Raw genomic sequence first — 15,720 nt, 5'->3', positions numbered from 1 at the left:
GTAAAATGCAAGTTCAACCAGTCATACAATTGGTATGCAAAAAACTCTCTTACTTTAGTAAAGCAGCGCAAAATCTACAGCTTCTATTTTTTCTATCGCTTCACAAGAAACAAAACGAAAGGATATTAAATGATTGATTTAAAGAGGAACTTTTCATTAAAGGGCTTAATAGAAAGCCATGAAATCGAATGCAAGCTAGCTAATGGTAAAGATGGGAATGGTGCCGTGCCTGATGATATGTGGTCAACTTACAGTGCTATGGCTAATACAAACGGTGGATTAATTTTACTTGGGGTACGTGAAAAAAAAGGAGTATTTTCAGTTGCAGGAATTAATGATATAGAAAGGGTAAAAAAAGATTTCTTCAATACAATAAATAACCCACAAAAAATTAGTATCTGCTTAGTGGACGACTCAAAAGTTCACACCAAACTAATTGACGACAAAAATATAATAATCGTCGAAGTACCTCAGGCAAATAGAAAGCAGAGACCAGTTTATGTCAATAGTAACCCTTTAACAGGAACTTACCTTCGCCTCCATGAAGGAGACCGAAAATGTTCATCAGAACAGGTTAAGGCAATGCTTGCCGAGCAATTGACCGACACTTTGGACGACAGAATATTCAACAAATTCACTATTGATGACTTAGATAAATCAAGCATACAAATATATAGGAACTTATTATCCAGTTCTAAACCAGACCATGTTTGGCTTGAGCTTGATGATTTCGAATTCATTAAATCACTGAAAGGCTGGAGAAAAGATCGAAATACTGGAGTCGAGGGTTTAACATTGGCTGGACTGCTAATGTTTGGAAAATGGCAATCAATACAAGACGCCCTCCCTCAATATTTTATAGAATATCAAGACATCACAGATAATCAAACAATTGATGATAATACTCGCTGGAATGACAGGTTGATCCCTGATGGCTCATGGTCTGGAAACCTCTTTGATTTTTATAGAAAAGTATACCGAAAATTAACAGAGGACTTAAAGATTCCTTTTAGTATCTCTGGTGGAGTCAGGACATCTGATAGCCCAGTACATGTAGCTCTTAGAGAAGCATTAGTAAATACACTCGTACATGCTGATTATAATGGTCATTCGCCAATAAAAATTGTAAAACAAAATGGAATATTCACCTTTAGAAATCCAGGCACTATGCGAGTTCCTTTCGTAATTGCGAAAAATGGAGGTGAAAGCGATTGCAGAAACAAATATCTTCATCAGATGTTTTTAATGATTGGACTTGGTGAAAGAGCGGGCTCTGGATTGCCAAAAATATTTAGCGGATGGAAATCCCAGCACTGGTCAGAGCCAAAATTAATCGAAAATTTCGAAAGCAACAATACAAGGCTAGAACTTAGCACTGAAGGATTCATCCCTAAAGAAACCATCGAAAAGCTGAAGGAAATATGTGGTAGTAAGTTCAAATCCTTAAATGAACTTGATAGAGTAATATTAGCAACTGCTGCACAAAATGATATTGTCAGCCATGAAGAAATAAGAGAAATAACTTCATACGACACACGTAAGATCACATTATCGCTTTCCAAACTAGTTAGACTTTCTTTTTAAAATCTGATGGAATCCAGAAGAGCAAGCGCTACTACCTTTCAAATCATACACCTGTCACGCCAACTAATGCACGCGGCCATAAACTACTACAAATTGGTTTCATTCACCCTCCTAAAGATTACATCCCCAATAATTTAAATGCTGACACTTCGACGGATTCCCCTTTTGATGAAGAATTTGACGAGCCGTACACTAAGCAAGAGTGTTATGAGTTTGTAAGAAAAATGAGCTTTTTAGAAGAATCTTACCAACAAATACTGGAATCCTTTTCGTCTCGGCTTGAACAAGCAAAAGCGATTTTTGAAGTAAATTATAATAATTCCCATATCACCTTAATTGATGACGAGGGATCAACCATAAACTTAGGTATTGAGAATCGTAATAAGCAGCAGCAGGAGCTAAGTACTGAGCAGCGGCAGGAGCTAAGTACTAAGCAGCAGCAGGAGCTAAGTACTGAGCAGCAGCAGGAGCTAAGTACTAAGCAGCAGCAGGAGCTAAGTACTAAGCAGCAGCAGGAGCTAAGTACTAAGCAGCAGCAGGAGCTAAGTACCAAGCAGCAGCAGGAGCTAAGTACCAAGCAGCAGCAGGAGCTAAGTACTAAGCAGCAGCAGGAGCTAAGTACTAAGCAGCAGGAGCTAAGTACTAAGCAACAGGAGCTAAGTACTAAGCAGCAGGAGCTAGGTACTGAGCAACAAGGTGGGCTGAGTACAGATCATGAAACCAGAAGCAACGTTGATAGCAAAGATTTGGCTTCCTCTGCTAGAGAAGTAGCTATAGATAGTAAGAACAAAGATTTGCTCAGCATGAATAAGGGAGAAATTGAAGCAGAAATAAAAGATTTGGTTGATCAGATTAAAGAAAGTGAAAAATATTATGAAGAACATATATGTGATGAAAACAAAAACCCTAAAACATTCTATCAAATGATAACTGGAGAGTTATTTTCTTGTGAAATAGACAACCCAGAAAAAGAAATAAAAACATACCTTGAATTCTTAAAGGTCTATCAAGAAGTCATATGGGCTGAGTTATTGGCTCTCTCTGCCCCCATTAGAAATGGAAAGAAGCGAGGAGTAAAAAAATCAGTAATAATGAAAGAAATCATGGTATTGTCCATTAGGGGCTATCTTACTGTGAGAGACTTTAGTGAACTACTGGGGAGAAATCCAAACTCATTAAGACGAGATTATCTAAATCCTTTAGTGAAAGATGGCATTCTCAAACTGGCATATCCAACGACTCCAACGCATGCATTTCAAGGCTATAAATGCAGCATCTTAAAGTTCGCCTCTGATCTTAAAAAATACGACGAATAATAATGAAACAGAGTCTACATGGCTCTGTTAACTATGAATAAAAGTACTAACAATCATTGATTGAGACTGCGACACTTTATTTCAGCATCGCACAATGCACATATGGCGATTAAAGTTCAATCACAAGGATACAAGACTATCTAAGCAAACAAAAACACCCATAATTTATTTTTAATAGATATAATTTGAAGCACCTCAAAAAGGTGAGCCAATCGTAATCTTTAACATTCACAAAAGCCTTAAAAAATAATATATCGCGATTACTTTTCAATTGGCACAGCCGAAAAAAAGACTGAAAATTGTTTGTTGGACAGAGCGGCGCTACTTGCGATCTCTGCAATTAAACCTAGCGCTATTTCCCTGTCCCGTTCCTTACAGATTCCCTCGGTAGTGAGCCGAGCTATCAGCTCAACACGCTCAAGCATTACCCGCTCTTGTAAATCGTTATCCACGCGCCCTCCCCTTCAAATAGCTGTACATGCATACAGTATCATAGCAATCAGAAAGATCGGAAGAAAAATGTTTCAGACGAAACAAATTTTCATCTGCATGATAAGACGAGCATTTTTCATCAATCCATATGACCAATTGAAATTCCATAACAGGATATTTTTTCCTATCAATCGTAAACCCTTTAGAGAAAGAATAGCGATCACTGGGCACCTTTCATACGCATAGTGTCTGCTAGTCCGTTAAATCTGGCTAATATGCTTACCTTCTCAGGCTTAACTTTTGGGCGGAATAGGTCGCCATAGACCGAACTGCGGAACATTCGCCCGGCTATTTCGGTCTGAGTGCCACTAATCAAACGCACGGCCAACCCGCGACTGATAGTTTCGCCGCATAAATCTCTAACCTGACTAATCACGTTATCGCAAGCCGATTCAATTTTGTCTGACCGTCTCAGTTTCAGATGCCGTTTTTGAGGCTCTTGCGCTCTTATTCGGGTCAAAAACTGCCGCCGCTCTTCGCGACCCATGCCTCCGAAGTCGATTTTTTCAAAACTGTCAGGCTGGTTCGAATCATCTGATCTCAAACCTCCCGTACAGTTATTGACAGAACTCCAAGAGGGCGCGGACGCGCCCTTAAGATCAACGGCCAAATCAAGGGCACTTTTTGGAACAATCCTCCACTGTGCCAGGCGGGTTAAAATTGGCGTATCTGCGCCAACCTCCGTTGCATAAACCCCCTTAATACGGACAATTTCTTCACCATATTCGTTAATGTCTTCGCTGGGCTGATACCAGGTGCGAACGGCCAGATCATCGCGGCGTACAAACGGCCCGCCCTGTGCATTAACATAAGCAGCCCAATCACCAGCGTCCGCAGCATCGTGCGCAGCTGCAAATTCAATACTCAGGCCATGCGCGGTTTCACTGTCAGCCATGCGGCGGAGTTCACGATAAACCGTGACCGGTGCACCGCCGACAAACTGGAACTGGCGAATGTGCCAGCGTGCCGCCCAGGCTGAAACCGCTGGCGCAGTCGCTTTCAGCTCTTTGCCGCTTTCGTCGTCCAGCTCGCCGTCGAGCGCATAGCCATCAATGTTTTTAGAGATGTACTTCGCTATGTATCCGGTGGCGCTGCCTTTCTCCGGGTCGATGGCTTCAGCGTGAAAACGCGCTTTACGGGCCTTATCGGTTGTCAGTTCGCTGCTGTCTTCCTGCCAGGCATAATCGCGCATGACTTCACGCACGCGATCAACATTTTCAGGAAGCATGAACATCAGCATGTGCCAGTGTGGGGTCGCATCGTGATGAGGTTCCGCAACACGGATCCCAAAGATGCGGATTTCTTCACGGTGAAGTTTGGCGCGTATTTTTTGCCAGACATTGCAGAGATAGCGCTGCGTGTCCGCCGGGCTTGCACCGTTCCACTTACGGTTACGATGGCCGGTCTTGATTGTGGCGTGATAGTGCGCCGGGGCAGTCAGCGTATAAAACTCACCAACAAACCCCATCTCATTGCAGATATTTTCAAACCCACGGATACGGTTCATTAACTCACAGCGCTTGATAGCCGGATTTGAAACGCTCCCGTCGAACTTATCGATCAAACTGATTCGCTCGCCAGTCTCCTCGTTCTCCAGCTCAAGCCCTTTAAGAAATTCACGCGTGCGGCGCTTCTGCTCGCGCCATTCTGCTACGGTCATATTGCTGGCATAAGGCGTATGCTTCTTGCTGACATTAGCGAGTGCAATATGCAGATGCTCACGCCATGCTGCTGCAACACGGCGCAGGCGGCTTTTCCACCATTTTTCCGTTTTCATGCGCATGATAGCTGGCGTTACTTCTTCAGGATCAAACAGACGGGATGTGACTTTTTCCCATAGCGGCGGGGTCTGATTAAACTCACGGGTAATAGTGGCTGCGGTCATATAAACGCGATGCGTATACCGATAATCTGACTCAGTGCTGACCTGTTCGTGCACCTGCGCCAGTTCGGCCATGATGAAATTAGCGATATCACCTGACAGGAGATCAACGTCAGAACGAGCCATATCAGGCAGACGGTTAAAGCGCTTCATTAATTCCCACAGTGCACCGCCAGCACTGGCCGCACCTGTTTTTCTGATGGCGTTCTCAGTCAGCAGATTAAATGTGCCAGCTTTCATTTCACCGAGACGATACTGCGCGTTAACGACTTCAACGCGTGGCAATGTGCGCTCTACGAAAGTTTTCGTAAAGTACGCATTGGCACGGGCTGTGCCCTGTGTTTTTTCAAGATCACTGATACGGCGTTTAACGTCGAGCTGCACCAGAGTGGGCTGCTTTTCGAGTAAATCCTGTGCATGCACTAAAGCCGCAATCATCTGACTGCGGCTGCGGGCTTCCTCGTACGTGGGGTACGGGCTGGCGATGGCCTCCCGTGGGGCATTCCACGGGTAGGCGTATTCCTGGGTCACTTACACACCGCCAGCTCAACTGAGCAATCTGGCCCGGATGCCATATCCAAGCCAATTACCCCATAGTTTGACTGTGGTTTCCGTACAGCGATGATTTCTGATGCACGCTTACCTTTACCGGCAGCAAGACCAACCGAGCGGGCTACAGTGATTTTTGTGATGTCGAAAGCGCGGAAAATGCTTCGGGTAAACAGTGTGTCACTGTTGGAAACAACGACATGATTACTATCGGAAATACCCAGTAGATAGCAAGCCAGTGAATGCTGGTCATCATCATTAAAACCGCCCGTATGGTAATCGGTGAACGTGCCGTGATATGGCGGATCGCAATAAACAACATCACCAGATTTCACCATATCCAGCGTTTTGCGGTAGTCAGCACAAATGAATGTTGCCCGTCGCGCCTTCTCTGCAAACGTCTGGATTTCCGCCAGGGGGAAATATGGGGCGGCATAATTACCGTATGGGATATTGAATTCGCCCTTGCGATTATAACGGCAAACGCCCCTGTATCCGTGGCGATTCAGATAGAGAAAATATGCGGCACGCTCAAGCAGTGGCATTGAGGCGTTTCTGTTGAATTTCTCTCGGACCTGGTAATAATTTTCCTCTGTCTTGTTTTTAGTGAAAAGAGACAGAGTCACCATAATAAATTCGGTAGTGTGCTCTTTTACCTGACGGTAAAGATTAATCAGGTCGTGATTAATATCGGCTATCAGATATTCCCGGTAATCAGTATTCATCATCACTGCACAGGAACCCGCGAATGGTTCAACCAGGCGATTACCTACTGGCAGGTGCGCCAGCAACTCAGGCATGACACGGGATTTATTACCCGCCCATTTAAGAATGGTGCTCATAACGTCTCCCCTTTGTAATGCGTGGTTTTCAGCTCACTGATTTCTTTGCAGGTCACGCAAAGTTCTACGCCTGGCAAAACACGGCGACGCAATTCGGGAATTTCTTCACCGCATGAAAGACAGAAAAACTCACTCGCCCCTGACGGACGGTGAGTTGCATTTGCAAGATTGCGCGCCAGTTCTTCCTGTACGCGCTGTTGAACCAGGTCCATTGAGTCTGCCATTAGTGCAGCTCCTGCGATTCATTCTGATAACGCTCTGCTTCCCGGCGTATCAGATCGGCAGCTTCAATGCCGCTTAAACCTTTTTGATGCACATGTACTGCCAGCTCAACGAGGCGCTCAGAAACCGCCAGCGCACGGTCTTTGCGTTCCTCAACTCGCGCTTTAGTGATGATTGCTGCCAGCGCTTCAGTGTCGGCATCAAACTTATGTATTTCGATATTTCGCATTTATCTTTTTCCAGAATTTGGGCAAAAAAAATCCCGTCGGGTTTACGCCATTTAATTTATTGAGTGTTATTTACTCAGCTAAAAAACAGTCTGCCGTTGAAAACTGACGCGGTAATATCCGCCCCCAGCGCGCCATTTTATTCATGGCAATAATAATCAACTCTCGTCGATGCTCTTCAAAATATTGAAAAGGTTTACCAATCTCCTCCGGCTTAAAAGTTTTCGGGTTCTCACGATTAGCCAATGTCAGAACACAGAATTTGAATTCATCATTCTGATGATTGAAATAACGCAATGCGGGGTTAGCGTTGTTGTCTCGCATTTGACGCCACTTTTTACGAAATTCATCAAACGTCATTGGCTGAAGCTTATCAACACGAGCGCCCATCAAATGAATTTTGGAAAAACTGGCGGGTTCGTGTTGTTTCGGTACTTCCCATAAAACTTGCATATTAACCACCGAATACACGGCGCAGGCGTAGAGCAAAACCGATGCGCTTAGCTGAAAGACCTTTGAGCAATGCCTGCTGACTGTCACACGGATGCCAGCGCTTGCCGTTCTCTCCCATAATCCAGCCATTGCCATATGACATTGACGGGCTTTGCTTCTTCAGGCGTGCTGCTAATGAGATCATTGCTGTCAGCCTCAGTTAATACCGATTGAAGCACCCAACCCGCTAATTGCATCAACGGTTGAGGCTAAAGTCGGGTTTGACTGAATACGGGTCTGTACAGCCAGAGCGGCCAGCATCATGCAACGAATACCAGTATTGGCAGCTTCGACGATTCCACGACGGCAGGTTGCTGTAATTTTCTCAGGGTCGGCGACATTTGCGGCCAGTAGTCCAACCTCGGCAGTAGCTTTAAGCACATAGGCCGGGTACTTATCCTTTGCCACTTCGTTAACTGGCACACATGGCAGGCATTGCAGTTGTGCCAATGCGCCATCGACCAGCGTTGCATCTTCGGTTAAATCAGTTAAGAGCAGCATTTCTGAAACGGTTAGTTGATGAACCTGCTCAGGATTCAACTTGTTGCGCAGGGTCTGCACTTTCATATCAGCCCGCAGCGCAAGCTCGGTCATGTTATGAGTAAGCGCAAATTTGCGGCAGGCATCATCAAAGTGTTGTTGGGTGGAAACCTTAAAATCAAACATGGCTTTTCACTCGCACAATTTAAATAATCAAACTCAGTTAAGAGATTGTGAGATGCGGGCATCGATATAATGACAATCGACAGCCTGCTGAGTGAGTTTGTCGCGCCATGCTTTGACGTTGATGAGGACTTTAGAGCGTTTTTCCATGTCCTCTTTGTTGCTGAAATCTTTGGTGGGAGCTTTAAGCAATATGCCTTCATCAATCCATTGCCAGACAAGGCGCGTACTGACGCCGCGCATAGCTGCAAATTGTTTTACGCTCATCGCATCCGACATAGCAGAGCCGATCATCATCTGAAGGCTTGGCAGTAAAGCCGAAACAATGGCGCTAACTTGCGGGTCGTTGAGTAAGTCAGTTTGTTTTTGTGAACTCACACTCTCAAGCGTGGAAGTTGCTTTTAGATCATTCATATCGCATTATCTCTGGTTGTGTGAAATATGGTGCAGTGTCGTGCATCTTGGTCGATGAGCGTCACTATAGATCGTTAAAAATTACCTGTAAATAATTTTAAACTAGTTGGTGGTGCTTTTTTATGTCTGACAAACAGGGCAGTGGCTGGAAAATCAATGCTAATGATGGCGTTTTGGAGCGCCTCATGTCTGCATATGGCGTGAAAACGCAGGCGGATTTAGCCGGTGTGCTGGGGATTGAAAAGCATAGCGTTACTGGATGGGTGCAGCGTGATGCGGTGCCGGGAAACACTCTGGTTCGTTGTTGTATTGATACCGGGGCGGATGTTCACTGGTTGATGACTGGTCAGTTTGCAAATTCGAATTTTTTAAAACCTTCTCTTCACGGCAAGTCACTTTACAAAGAAATTTTGTCAAATGGTGGTAAGCCATTGTTGAGACGTGTGCTTGATACATATGGTTTTACTCAGCAAAAACAGTTGAGCATGTTGATGGGTATTTCAGAAGGCACCATTAGCACATGGATTAAGCGAGACTTTTTCCCTGGAGATGTGGTAGTTGCATGTGCTTTAGATACCGGCGTTTCTTTACAGTGGTTAGCCACAGGGCAGGGGGAAATGTTCCAGTCAACAGAAGGAACACAAGCCAGCAATGAGACGTTGAAGATAGATAAATACAGAATGGAATCAGGCAAGTTATTAAGCGCGGGACACTGGCTATTAGATGCGTCCTTATCTTCTGTAGAGCCTTCACTATTAAATTTCATTGAAGGCATAAGCCATTCATGGCTTGTAAATACTGCATCTCACAATATCGGTAATGGCCGCTGGGTCATCAATATTGATGATTCTTTCGACGTGTTTGATGTTGTTCGTTTGCCCGGTGGAAAAATCAAGCTATCTAATGACAGCGTTAGTTTTGAGTGTGCAGTAAATGATGTTAAGCCGCATGGAGCGGTTATTTTTACTCTGGAAAAAAATATATAAGGACCGGCATGAAACATACAGCGATTGCTCTTTTTTTGCTTTCTCTCTCTGCAAACGCCCTTGCGGCAGAGAAAACGAAAGAGATTGATGGAAAGGCTTATGGTGATGCATGGCCGCTGACCTTTGATACTGCAAAGGTGTCTTGTGTAAATCGGCTGTATGTCTTTGTGTATAACACAGCCACTGATGAACGATACCCGGTTAATGGCACTGCGAAAAATGCCGTTAAATCAGGAAAACTGGAAGGTGGGGATTTGAATGCTGTTTGGAGAAAGTCACCTGAAGATAGCAGCCAACGAATAAATATTGGCCCTGTGCTGGATAAAGGTTTTTCCCTGTGTGATCGCTAATTAACTTCTTACCTCGGTTTCATTCATGACTGTAAGCAAACAAAAAAATGGCAAATGGCTGGCTCAAATCTTCCCGAACGGAAGAGAAGGGAAGCGTATCCGCAGACAGTTCAACACTAAAGGCGAGGCCGAGGCTTTCGAGAAGTATAAAAGAGAAGAAGCTGAAGATAAGCCTTGGCTCGGCGAAAAAGAGGATCGCAGGCGGCTCTCTGAGTTGGTTGATTTGTGGGACAAGTTGCATGGCCAGTCATTAGTCGCGAGCAAGTCACGGCTTGCAAAACTCAAAATCGTTTGTAGGGGTATGGGTAATCCTGTTGCTTCCAAAATTACACCCAAAGATTGGGCGCATTACCGTGATCAACGATTACGAGGCGAAATTGATAACGGTTATCATGCTGACCGAGAGAAATGGAAAGCTAAGCCAATAACGGTTAACCGTGAACAACAGTATCTCGATGCAGTTTTTAATGAACTACGTCGGTTAGGTGAATGGAAACTACCTAACCCTATTGAAGGTGTCCGTATCTTCAAAGAGAAAGAAAAAGAAATGTCCTGGCTGACGGAAAAGCAGATCGATCAGCTGTTAGAAGCCTGCGATGAATATGGGAAAATTTCCTTACCCGAATAGTGAAAGTCTGCCTTGCAACTGGTGCACGCTGGAGCGAAGCAGAGAGGCTAACCCGCTCTCAACTCTCGAAGCACAAGATCACTTTCACAAAAACGAAGGGTGGTAAAAACAGAACGGTTCCGATCCCCATCTGGCTCTATAACGAGTTGAAAGAGCTAGAAGGGCCGATGTTCAAACCGTGCTATCAGGAATTCAAGAAGATGCTCGCATTAACCAACATCATTTTGAGTGAAGGTCAGAAAACCCATGTGTTACGTCATACTTTTGCCAGCCATTTCATGATGAACGGTGGCAATATTTTGGTGTTACAGCGCATCCTCGGGCATGCCAATATCCGCGAAACCATGAGATACGCACATTTCGCACCAGACCATTTAGAAGAAGCAGCTCAGCTAAATCCTGTCGCTAATTTAGGTGTTAATAAAGAAGAAGGCGAAGAAGGGGCCAGCACTGCTGATGAAAATGAAGATGGCAGCAAAGTGGCGGCAGAGGTTTCATAATACTGCAATTCACTGCATTAGAAATTGGTTTAACTAGTTGTTTTTTATGGTAAGACGATGATGTTAAAAGGGTGTCAATAAAAGCGTCTTAACTAAGAGCTCGCGTAAGCGACATCTCAAAGTTAATAGCAAACAAGGGGTTGGCATCTGCCAGCCCCTTTTTTATCTGCGTTCTAAATGATAAATGGCGGTATTCACCGGGCCGCTTTCCAGCACGATTAACCCGTAGCGATAATCAATGAAACTAAACCCGCTGCGTTCTGCCACCGCACGGCTGGCCAGGTTATCAGCAGCGGCGAGAATCTCCAGTAACTTCACCTCGGGTGATTGAAAGCCTAATTCAATCAGCTGCGCCACAGCCCGTGTCGCGACGCCCTGGCGCTGGGCGGATGAGCGTACCCAATATCCCAGAGCACAGAATTCTCCGGGTTGGCGGGCAAAACGGATCCCAGCCCCGCCAAGCAATTGATCATTACCATCGACAATGGCGAACTCTTCGGCTTCACCTCTGGCCCGCTGAAGATGGGTGAAATTGATCCAACTGACGGCTTCATCATTACGATAGTCATCATGTGCCCACTCCATCCACGGGCTAAGGCTGGGAAGTGATGCATTCACCGCCTCGGTAAAGGCCTCAGCATCCTGCAAATTGTAGGGGCGGAGATGTACATGAGGAATTGCCATAAGATCGATCCCGAAAAAGTCTATTTAACAGAATGTTAGCCCAGATGATGCCAATAGCGGTATTAAATTTCCGCAATAGGTGTAATTAATTATTTACACATTGCTGTGGTTTTGTTATGTGTATTTTTCTTTTCAACTTAATGAAATTAAATAACTTTATTTAAAATTTCTTTGTAGGTTTTTATATGTGGTAATAAAAGTGTACATCTGTGGATTGCATGATTTACGACTTATGGTAAAGTGAACGCCATCCTCAGTGAGGATCCCAACACGCATAAACGAGTAAAAAGGATCGCAATCATGCAAAAAGACGCGCTGAACAATGTGCATATCGCCGATGAACAAATTTTAATCACCCCGGGAGAGTTGAAAGCGAAATTTCCGCTCAGTGCTGCTCAGGAGGCGCAAATCGCGACTTCCCGTCAGACTATCTCCGACATCATCGCGGGCCGCGATCCGCGTCTGTTGGTGGTGTGTGGTCCCTGTTCAATCCACGATACCGAAGCTGCACTTGAATACGCCCATCTTTTGAAAACTCTTTCTGAACAGTTGAAGGATCAGCTGTACATCGTTATGCGTGTCTATTTTGAGAAACCCCGTACCACCGTCGGCTGGAAAGGGTTAATCAACGATCCTTACATGGACAACTCGTTTGATATGGAAGCCGGGCTGCACATTGCGCGTCAGCTGCTGGTGAACCTGGTAGAAATGGGACTGCCGCTGGCCACTGAGGCGCTCGATCCTAACAGCCCGCAATACCTTGGTGACCTGTTCAGCTGGTCAGCGATTGGTGCACGTACCACCGAGTCGCAGACTCACCGTGAAATGGCATCAGGTCTTTCCATGCCGGTTGGATTCAAAAATGGCACCGACGGCAGCCTTGGCACTGCGATCAATGCTATGCGCGCTGCTGCCATGCCACATCGCTTCGTGGGCATCAACCAGGCAGGGCAGGTTTGTCTGTTACAGACCCAGGGTAACCCGGATGGTCATGTGATCCTGCGCGGTGGCAAAGCGCCGAACTACGGCCCTGAAGATGTCGCGCAGTGCGAAAAAGAGATGCTGAAAGCGGGACTGCGTCCGGCCTTAATGATAGATTGCAGCCATGGCAATTCTAACAAAGACTATCGCCGCCAGCCTGGTGTAGCCGAATCGGCTATTGCCCAGATTAAAGATGGCAACCGTTCCATTATCGGCCTGATGCTGGAAAGCCACATCCACGAAGGCAACCAGTCTTCTGAGCAGCCGCGTAGTGAGATGAAATACGGTGTGTCCGTCACTGATGCCTGCATCAACTGGGACACCACTGAAACCTTGCTGCGTGAAATCCATCAGGATTTGCAGGGAGTGCTGTCGGCGCGTCTGTCACACGAGGTGTAATGAGTCATGGTGGCTGAACTGACCGCGCTACGCGATCAAATAGATGAAGTAGATAAAGCACTGCTCGGGTTGCTGGCTAAGCGGCTTGAGCTGGTAGCAGAAGTAGGTGAAGTGAAAAGCCGTTATGGCTTGCCGATTTATGTACCTGAGCGCGAAGCGAGCATGCTGGCTTCGCGTCGTCAGGAAGCTGAGGCGCTCGGTGTACCGCCGGATTTGATTGAAGATGTACTGCGTCGTCTGATGCGTGAATCCTATACCAGTGAAAACGACAAAGGCTTTAAAACCCTGTGTCCGACGCTGCGTCCGGTGGTGATCGTCGGTGGCCGTGGTCAGATGGGACGTCTGTTTGAAAAAATGCTCACCCTGTCGGGCTATCAGGTACGTCTGCTCGACAAAGGTGACTGGGAACAGGCTGACGAGTTATTGAAAGATGCCGGTATGGTGATCATCAGCGTACCGATCCATCTTACCGAGCAAATTATCGCGCAGCTGCCAACGCTGCCGGAAGATTGTATCCTGGTTGATTTGGCCTCGGTGAAGAACCGTCCCCTGCAGGCGATGCTGGCTGCGCATAATGGACCGGTACTTGGTCTGCACCCGATGTTCGGCCCGGATAGTGGCAGCCTGGCGAAACAGGTGGTGGTGTGGTGCGATGGGCGTCAGCCGGAAGCTTATCAGTGGTTCCTGGAACAGATTCAGGTCTGGGGCGCGCGGTTGCATCGTATCAGTGCCGTTGAGCATGACCAGAATATGGCGTTTATCCAGGCGTTGCGTCACTTTGCAACCTTTGCTTATGGTCTCCATCTGGCTGAGGAGAACGTCAACCTGGACCAGTTACTGGCGTTGTCGTCACCGATCTACCGGCTGGAACTGGCGATGGTCGGCAGATTGTTCGCGCAGGACCCACAGCTGTACGCGGATATCATTATGTCCTCGGAAAGCAACATCGCGCTGATTAAACGTTATTACCAGCGTTTTGGTGAGGCGATAACCTTGCTGGAACATGGAGACAAGCAGGCCTTCATCGAAAGCTTTGAACGCGTAGAACATTGGTTTGGTGACTATGCGAAACGCTTCCTGGTTGAAAGCCGTAGCATGCTACGTTCGGCTAACGACAGCCGACAATAAAAAGAATAGGGCATCCATCCGGATGCCCTTTTGCTTAGATGCGCGGCTCCACCGGCACCACATTCTCGCCCGGATAACAGCCGAGTACCTTGAGTGAGCGGGTTAACCCACGCAGCTCTTCCAGTGCGCGTTGCATGCTGTCAGATTGCAGATTGCCCTGCACATCAATGTAAAACATCTCTTCCCACGGATTACCGTTAATCGGACGTGATTCCAGTTTGCTCATGATCAGGTTGTGCTGACGCAATACCAGCAGCGCTTCAACCAGCGCACCTGCCTGCTGCCCGGTGGCCATAATCAGCGTCGTTTTGGCGGGAACCTGGTCGGAGACATCAATGGACTTGCGTGCCAGTACAATAAAGCGTGTGTGGTTTTGCTGTTGGTTGGCCAGGTCACGCTCCAGTACCTGCAATTGATACAGCTCACCGCCGGCCTCGCTGCCAAGGGCCGCCACTTTTGGTGAGTTCATCGCCGCCACTTTTTCCATCGCCGCAGCGGTGCTTTCGGTGTATTCGATTTTCCATTGTGGGAAACGGTTGATGAACTGGCTGCACTGCTGGAACGGTTGCGGATGGCTGTAGACGGTTTCAATCTGCTGCAAATCGGTATTGCCGCTCACCAGTACACAATGTTCGATGGGAATGGTCAGCTCGCCAACGATCGACAATGACGTTTGCTGGAGCAGGTCGTAAACGTCATTGATGGAGCCAGAGCTGGTATTCTCAATCGGCATCACCGCATAGTCAGCCTGGCCGCTCTCCACTTGCTGGATGATGTCGTGGAATTTGAGACAACCCATTTCCACCATCGAATCAAAATGTCGTGCCGCATATTTGCGTGCAGCAAGGTGCGAATAGGAACCTTTCGGACCAAGGAAAGCAATACGTGGCGCCAGCGCATGGGGATGATTAAGGTTCTTTTGCAGCAAGGCCTGCTGCGTCAGGACCGAATCTTCAATCACCAGCTGGAACAGGCGCGTGATGTAATGCGCATCAAGCTGGTGTTTTTTCCCCAGCGTAATCAAATTTTCCAGCAGGGCGCGCTCGCGCTCAACATCACGGATCGGGCGATGGGTTGCCAGTTTTGCCTGGGCAACGTCAATGGCCAGCGCGCGGCGCTCGGCCAGCAGTGTCAGCAGCTTCTCATCAACGGCGCTGATTTTGTCACGTAATGCCAGCAGTGGGTTATCGGGGGTCATAGGGCTCACCTGTAAGCTGTCCAATAAAAAAGCCTCCCGGTTGGGAGGCTTTGTTGTTCGTCTTCGCATTCATTTTCACATGACGAATCGCCTCCCAATCAGGGGAAGGTAAAAAAGAATGCGAAGAAGAACGGCAGATGTTTCATGGTGGTTTCCGAAAGTAAAGTGACCCGAGATTAACCG

18 protein-coding genes, 1 pseudogene and 1 other annotated feature are annotated in these 15,720 nt (G+C 46.7%); of the genes and pseudogenes, 7 read left to right on the top strand and 12 right to left on the bottom strand.

The genetic code is table 11. The features are described 5' to 3' along the window. Window positions 1-129 precede the first annotated feature (129 nt). Together HA50_RS15255 and HA50_RS15250 are read left to right on the top strand one after the other, a co-directional pair. A complete protein-coding gene (locus HA50_RS15255; RefSeq protein WP_084876432.1) occupies window positions 130-1,584 on the top strand; it encodes an RNA-binding domain-containing protein in 1,455 nt (484 codons plus the stop codon). A gap of 224 nt (window positions 1,585-1,808) precedes the next feature. Beyond that, window positions 1,809-2,900: a hypothetical protein gene (locus HA50_RS15250; RefSeq protein ID WP_084876431.1), complete on the top strand. Its 1,092-nt coding sequence runs from the start codon at window positions 1,809-1,811 to the stop codon at window positions 2,898-2,900. 260 nt (window positions 2,901-3,160) lie between these two features. Here HA50_RS15250 and HA50_RS15245 read toward each other — a convergent pair whose 3' ends face one another. From HA50_RS15245 to HA50_RS15205, 9 genes are all read right to left on the bottom strand, one after another. Further along, the gene (locus HA50_RS15245) at window positions 3,161-3,352 is read right to left on the bottom strand and encodes a hypothetical protein (RefSeq protein WP_084876430.1); all 192 of its coding nucleotides are present in this window, start codon (window positions 3,350-3,352) and stop codon (window positions 3,161-3,163) included. A 200-nt stretch (window positions 3,353-3,552) separates the two neighbouring features. Then, complete coding sequence (locus HA50_RS15240) at window positions 3,553-5,805, bottom strand: replication endonuclease (RefSeq protein WP_084876429.1); 2,253 nt, start codon at window positions 5,803-5,805, stop codon at window positions 3,553-3,555. Further along, window positions 5,802-6,665, bottom strand: coding sequence for a DNA adenine methylase (locus tag HA50_RS15235; protein ID WP_084876428.1), 864 nt, complete (start codon window positions 6,663-6,665; stop codon window positions 5,802-5,804). The genes HA50_RS15240 and HA50_RS15235 overlap by 4 nt, the downstream gene beginning before the upstream one ends. Next, entirely contained in the window at window positions 6,662-6,889 is a 228-nt protein-coding gene (locus HA50_RS15230; RefSeq protein WP_084876427.1) for a TraR/DksA family transcriptional regulator, read from the bottom strand. The genes HA50_RS15235 and HA50_RS15230 overlap by 4 nt, the downstream gene beginning before the upstream one ends. Further along, the gene (locus tag HA50_RS15225; RefSeq protein ID WP_084876426.1) at window positions 6,889-7,116 is read right to left on the bottom strand and encodes a DUF2732 domain-containing protein; all 228 of its coding nucleotides are present in this window, start codon (window positions 7,114-7,116) and stop codon (window positions 6,889-6,891) included. Before HA50_RS15225 ends, HA50_RS15230 begins: the two co-directional genes overlap by 1 nt. A gap of 70 nt (window positions 7,117-7,186) precedes the next feature. Continuing rightward, window positions 7,187-7,504 carry a hypothetical protein gene (locus HA50_RS15220; RefSeq protein ID WP_244193618.1) on the bottom strand — a complete coding sequence of 106 codons (318 nt, stop codon included), beginning with the start codon at window positions 7,502-7,504 and terminating at the stop codon, window positions 7,187-7,189. A gap of 64 nt (window positions 7,505-7,568) precedes the next feature. Further along, the gene (locus HA50_RS15215; RefSeq protein ID WP_084876424.1) at window positions 7,569-7,751 is read right to left on the bottom strand and encodes a phage filamentation protein Fil family protein; all 183 of its coding nucleotides are present in this window, start codon (window positions 7,749-7,751) and stop codon (window positions 7,569-7,571) included. Between the two features lie 11 nt (window positions 7,752-7,762). After that, window positions 7,763-8,272: a phage regulatory CII family protein gene (locus tag HA50_RS15210; protein ID WP_084876423.1), complete on the bottom strand. Its 510-nt coding sequence runs from the start codon at window positions 8,270-8,272 to the stop codon at window positions 7,763-7,765. Window positions 8,273-8,305: 33 nt separating this feature from the next. After that, window positions 8,306-8,683 (bottom strand): Cro/Cl family transcriptional regulator, encoded by a 378-nt coding sequence (locus HA50_RS15205; RefSeq protein WP_084876422.1) that lies wholly within the window; start codon window positions 8,681-8,683, stop codon window positions 8,306-8,308. A gap of 122 nt (window positions 8,684-8,805) precedes the next feature. Between HA50_RS15205 and HA50_RS15200 the strand changes: the two genes are divergently transcribed. The 3 genes and pseudogenes from HA50_RS15200 to HA50_RS15190 all read left to right on the top strand — a co-directional run bounded on the left by HA50_RS15200 (window position 8,806) and on the right by HA50_RS15190 (window position 11,147). Beyond that, on the top strand, window positions 8,806-9,669 hold the full coding sequence (locus tag HA50_RS15200) for a phage repressor protein CI (RefSeq protein ID WP_084876421.1): 864 nt from the start codon (window positions 8,806-8,808) through the stop codon (window positions 9,667-9,669). 8 nt (window positions 9,670-9,677) lie between these two features. Further along, on the top strand, window positions 9,678-10,019 hold the full coding sequence (locus tag HA50_RS15195; protein ID WP_084876420.1) for a DUF2511 domain-containing protein: 342 nt from the start codon (window positions 9,678-9,680) through the stop codon (window positions 10,017-10,019). Between the two features lie 25 nt (window positions 10,020-10,044). Continuing rightward, window positions 10,045-11,147 (top strand): annotated as a pseudogene (locus HA50_RS15190) (phage integrase). A gap of 162 nt (window positions 11,148-11,309) precedes the next feature. Here the strand turns inward: HA50_RS15190 and HA50_RS15185 are convergent. Next, window positions 11,310-11,831, bottom strand: coding sequence for a GNAT family N-acetyltransferase (locus HA50_RS15185; RefSeq protein ID WP_084876419.1), 522 nt, complete (start codon window positions 11,829-11,831; stop codon window positions 11,310-11,312). A gap of 300 nt (window positions 11,832-12,131) precedes the next feature. Between HA50_RS15185 and HA50_RS15180 the strand changes: the two genes are divergently transcribed. Together HA50_RS15180 and tyrA are read left to right on the top strand one after the other, a co-directional pair. Further along, a complete protein-coding gene (locus HA50_RS15180) occupies window positions 12,132-13,211 on the top strand; it encodes a 3-deoxy-7-phosphoheptulonate synthase (RefSeq protein WP_084876418.1) in 1,080 nt (359 codons plus the stop codon). 6 nt (window positions 13,212-13,217) lie between these two features. Beyond that, window positions 13,218-14,339, top strand: a complete 1,122-nt coding sequence (gene tyrA / locus HA50_RS15175; RefSeq protein ID WP_084876417.1) for a bifunctional chorismate mutase/prephenate dehydrogenase — start codon at window positions 13,218-13,220, stop codon at window positions 14,337-14,339. Window positions 14,340-14,373: 34 nt separating this feature from the next. Here the strand turns inward: tyrA and pheA are convergent, their stop codons facing one another. Further along, window positions 14,374-15,537 (bottom strand): bifunctional chorismate mutase/prephenate dehydratase, encoded by a 1,164-nt coding sequence (gene pheA, locus HA50_RS15170; RefSeq protein ID WP_084876416.1) that lies wholly within the window; start codon window positions 15,535-15,537, stop codon window positions 14,374-14,376. A 22-nt stretch (window positions 15,538-15,559) separates the two neighbouring features. Further along, window positions 15,560-15,684: a sequence feature (Phe leader region), on the bottom strand. Continuing rightward, complete coding sequence (gene pheL / locus HA50_RS31115; RefSeq protein WP_100703679.1) at window positions 15,636-15,683, bottom strand: pheA operon leader peptide PheL; 48 nt, start codon at window positions 15,681-15,683, stop codon at window positions 15,636-15,638. (Overlaps the previous feature by 48 nt.) Window positions 15,685-15,720: the final 36 nt, after the last annotated feature.

This window comes from Pantoea cypripedii (genome assembly GCF_002095535.1).
Lineage (GTDB): Bacteria > Pseudomonadota > Gammaproteobacteria > Enterobacterales > Enterobacteriaceae > Pantoea > Pantoea cypripedii.
The sequence above is the reverse complement of the archived record's forward strand: the minus strand, read 5'-3'. Positions and strand labels throughout refer to the sequence as shown.

What these genes read in the sequence shown, in the direction of transcription:
- HA50_RS15255 (WP_084876432.1), top strand. Translation starts at nt 130, where the DNA reads ATGATTGATTTAAAGAGGAACTTTTCATTAAAGGGCTTAATAGAAAGC.
- HA50_RS15250 (WP_084876431.1), top strand. Translation starts at nt 1,809, where the DNA reads ATGAGCTTTTTAGAAGAATCTTACCAACAAATACTGGAATCCTTTTCG.
- HA50_RS15235 (WP_084876428.1), bottom strand. Translation starts at nt 6,665, where the DNA reads ATGAGCACCATTCTTAAATGGGCGGGTAATAAATCCCGTGTCATGCCT.
- HA50_RS15230 (WP_084876427.1), bottom strand. Translation starts at nt 6,889, where the DNA reads ATGGCAGACTCAATGGACCTGGTTCAACAGCGCGTACAGGAAGAACTG.
- HA50_RS15225 (WP_084876426.1), bottom strand. Translation starts at nt 7,116, where the DNA reads ATGCGAAATATCGAAATACATAAGTTTGATGCCGACACTGAAGCGCTG.
- HA50_RS15220 (WP_244193618.1), bottom strand. Translation starts at nt 7,504, where the DNA reads ATGGGCGCTCGTGTTGATAAGCTTCAGCCAATGACGTTTGATGAATTT.
- HA50_RS15215 (WP_084876424.1), bottom strand. Translation starts at nt 7,751, where the DNA reads ATGATCTCATTAGCAGCACGCCTGAAGAAGCAAAGCCCGTCAATGTCA.
- HA50_RS15210 (WP_084876423.1), bottom strand. Translation starts at nt 8,272, where the DNA reads ATGTTTGATTTTAAGGTTTCCACCCAACAACACTTTGATGATGCCTGC.
- HA50_RS15205 (WP_084876422.1), bottom strand. Translation starts at nt 8,683, where the DNA reads ATGAATGATCTAAAAGCAACTTCCACGCTTGAGAGTGTGAGTTCACAA.
- HA50_RS15200 (WP_084876421.1), top strand. Translation starts at nt 8,806, where the DNA reads ATGTCTGACAAACAGGGCAGTGGCTGGAAAATCAATGCTAATGATGGC.
- HA50_RS15195 (WP_084876420.1), top strand. Translation starts at nt 9,678, where the DNA reads ATGAAACATACAGCGATTGCTCTTTTTTTGCTTTCTCTCTCTGCAAAC.
- HA50_RS15185 (WP_084876419.1), bottom strand. Translation starts at nt 11,831, where the DNA reads ATGGCAATTCCTCATGTACATCTCCGCCCCTACAATTTGCAGGATGCT.
- HA50_RS15180 (WP_084876418.1), top strand. Translation starts at nt 12,132, where the DNA reads ATGCAAAAAGACGCGCTGAACAATGTGCATATCGCCGATGAACAAATT.
- tyrA (WP_084876417.1), top strand. Translation starts at nt 13,218, where the DNA reads ATGGTGGCTGAACTGACCGCGCTACGCGATCAAATAGATGAAGTAGAT.
- pheA (WP_084876416.1), bottom strand. Translation starts at nt 15,537, where the DNA reads ATGACCCCCGATAACCCACTGCTGGCATTACGTGACAAAATCAGCGCC.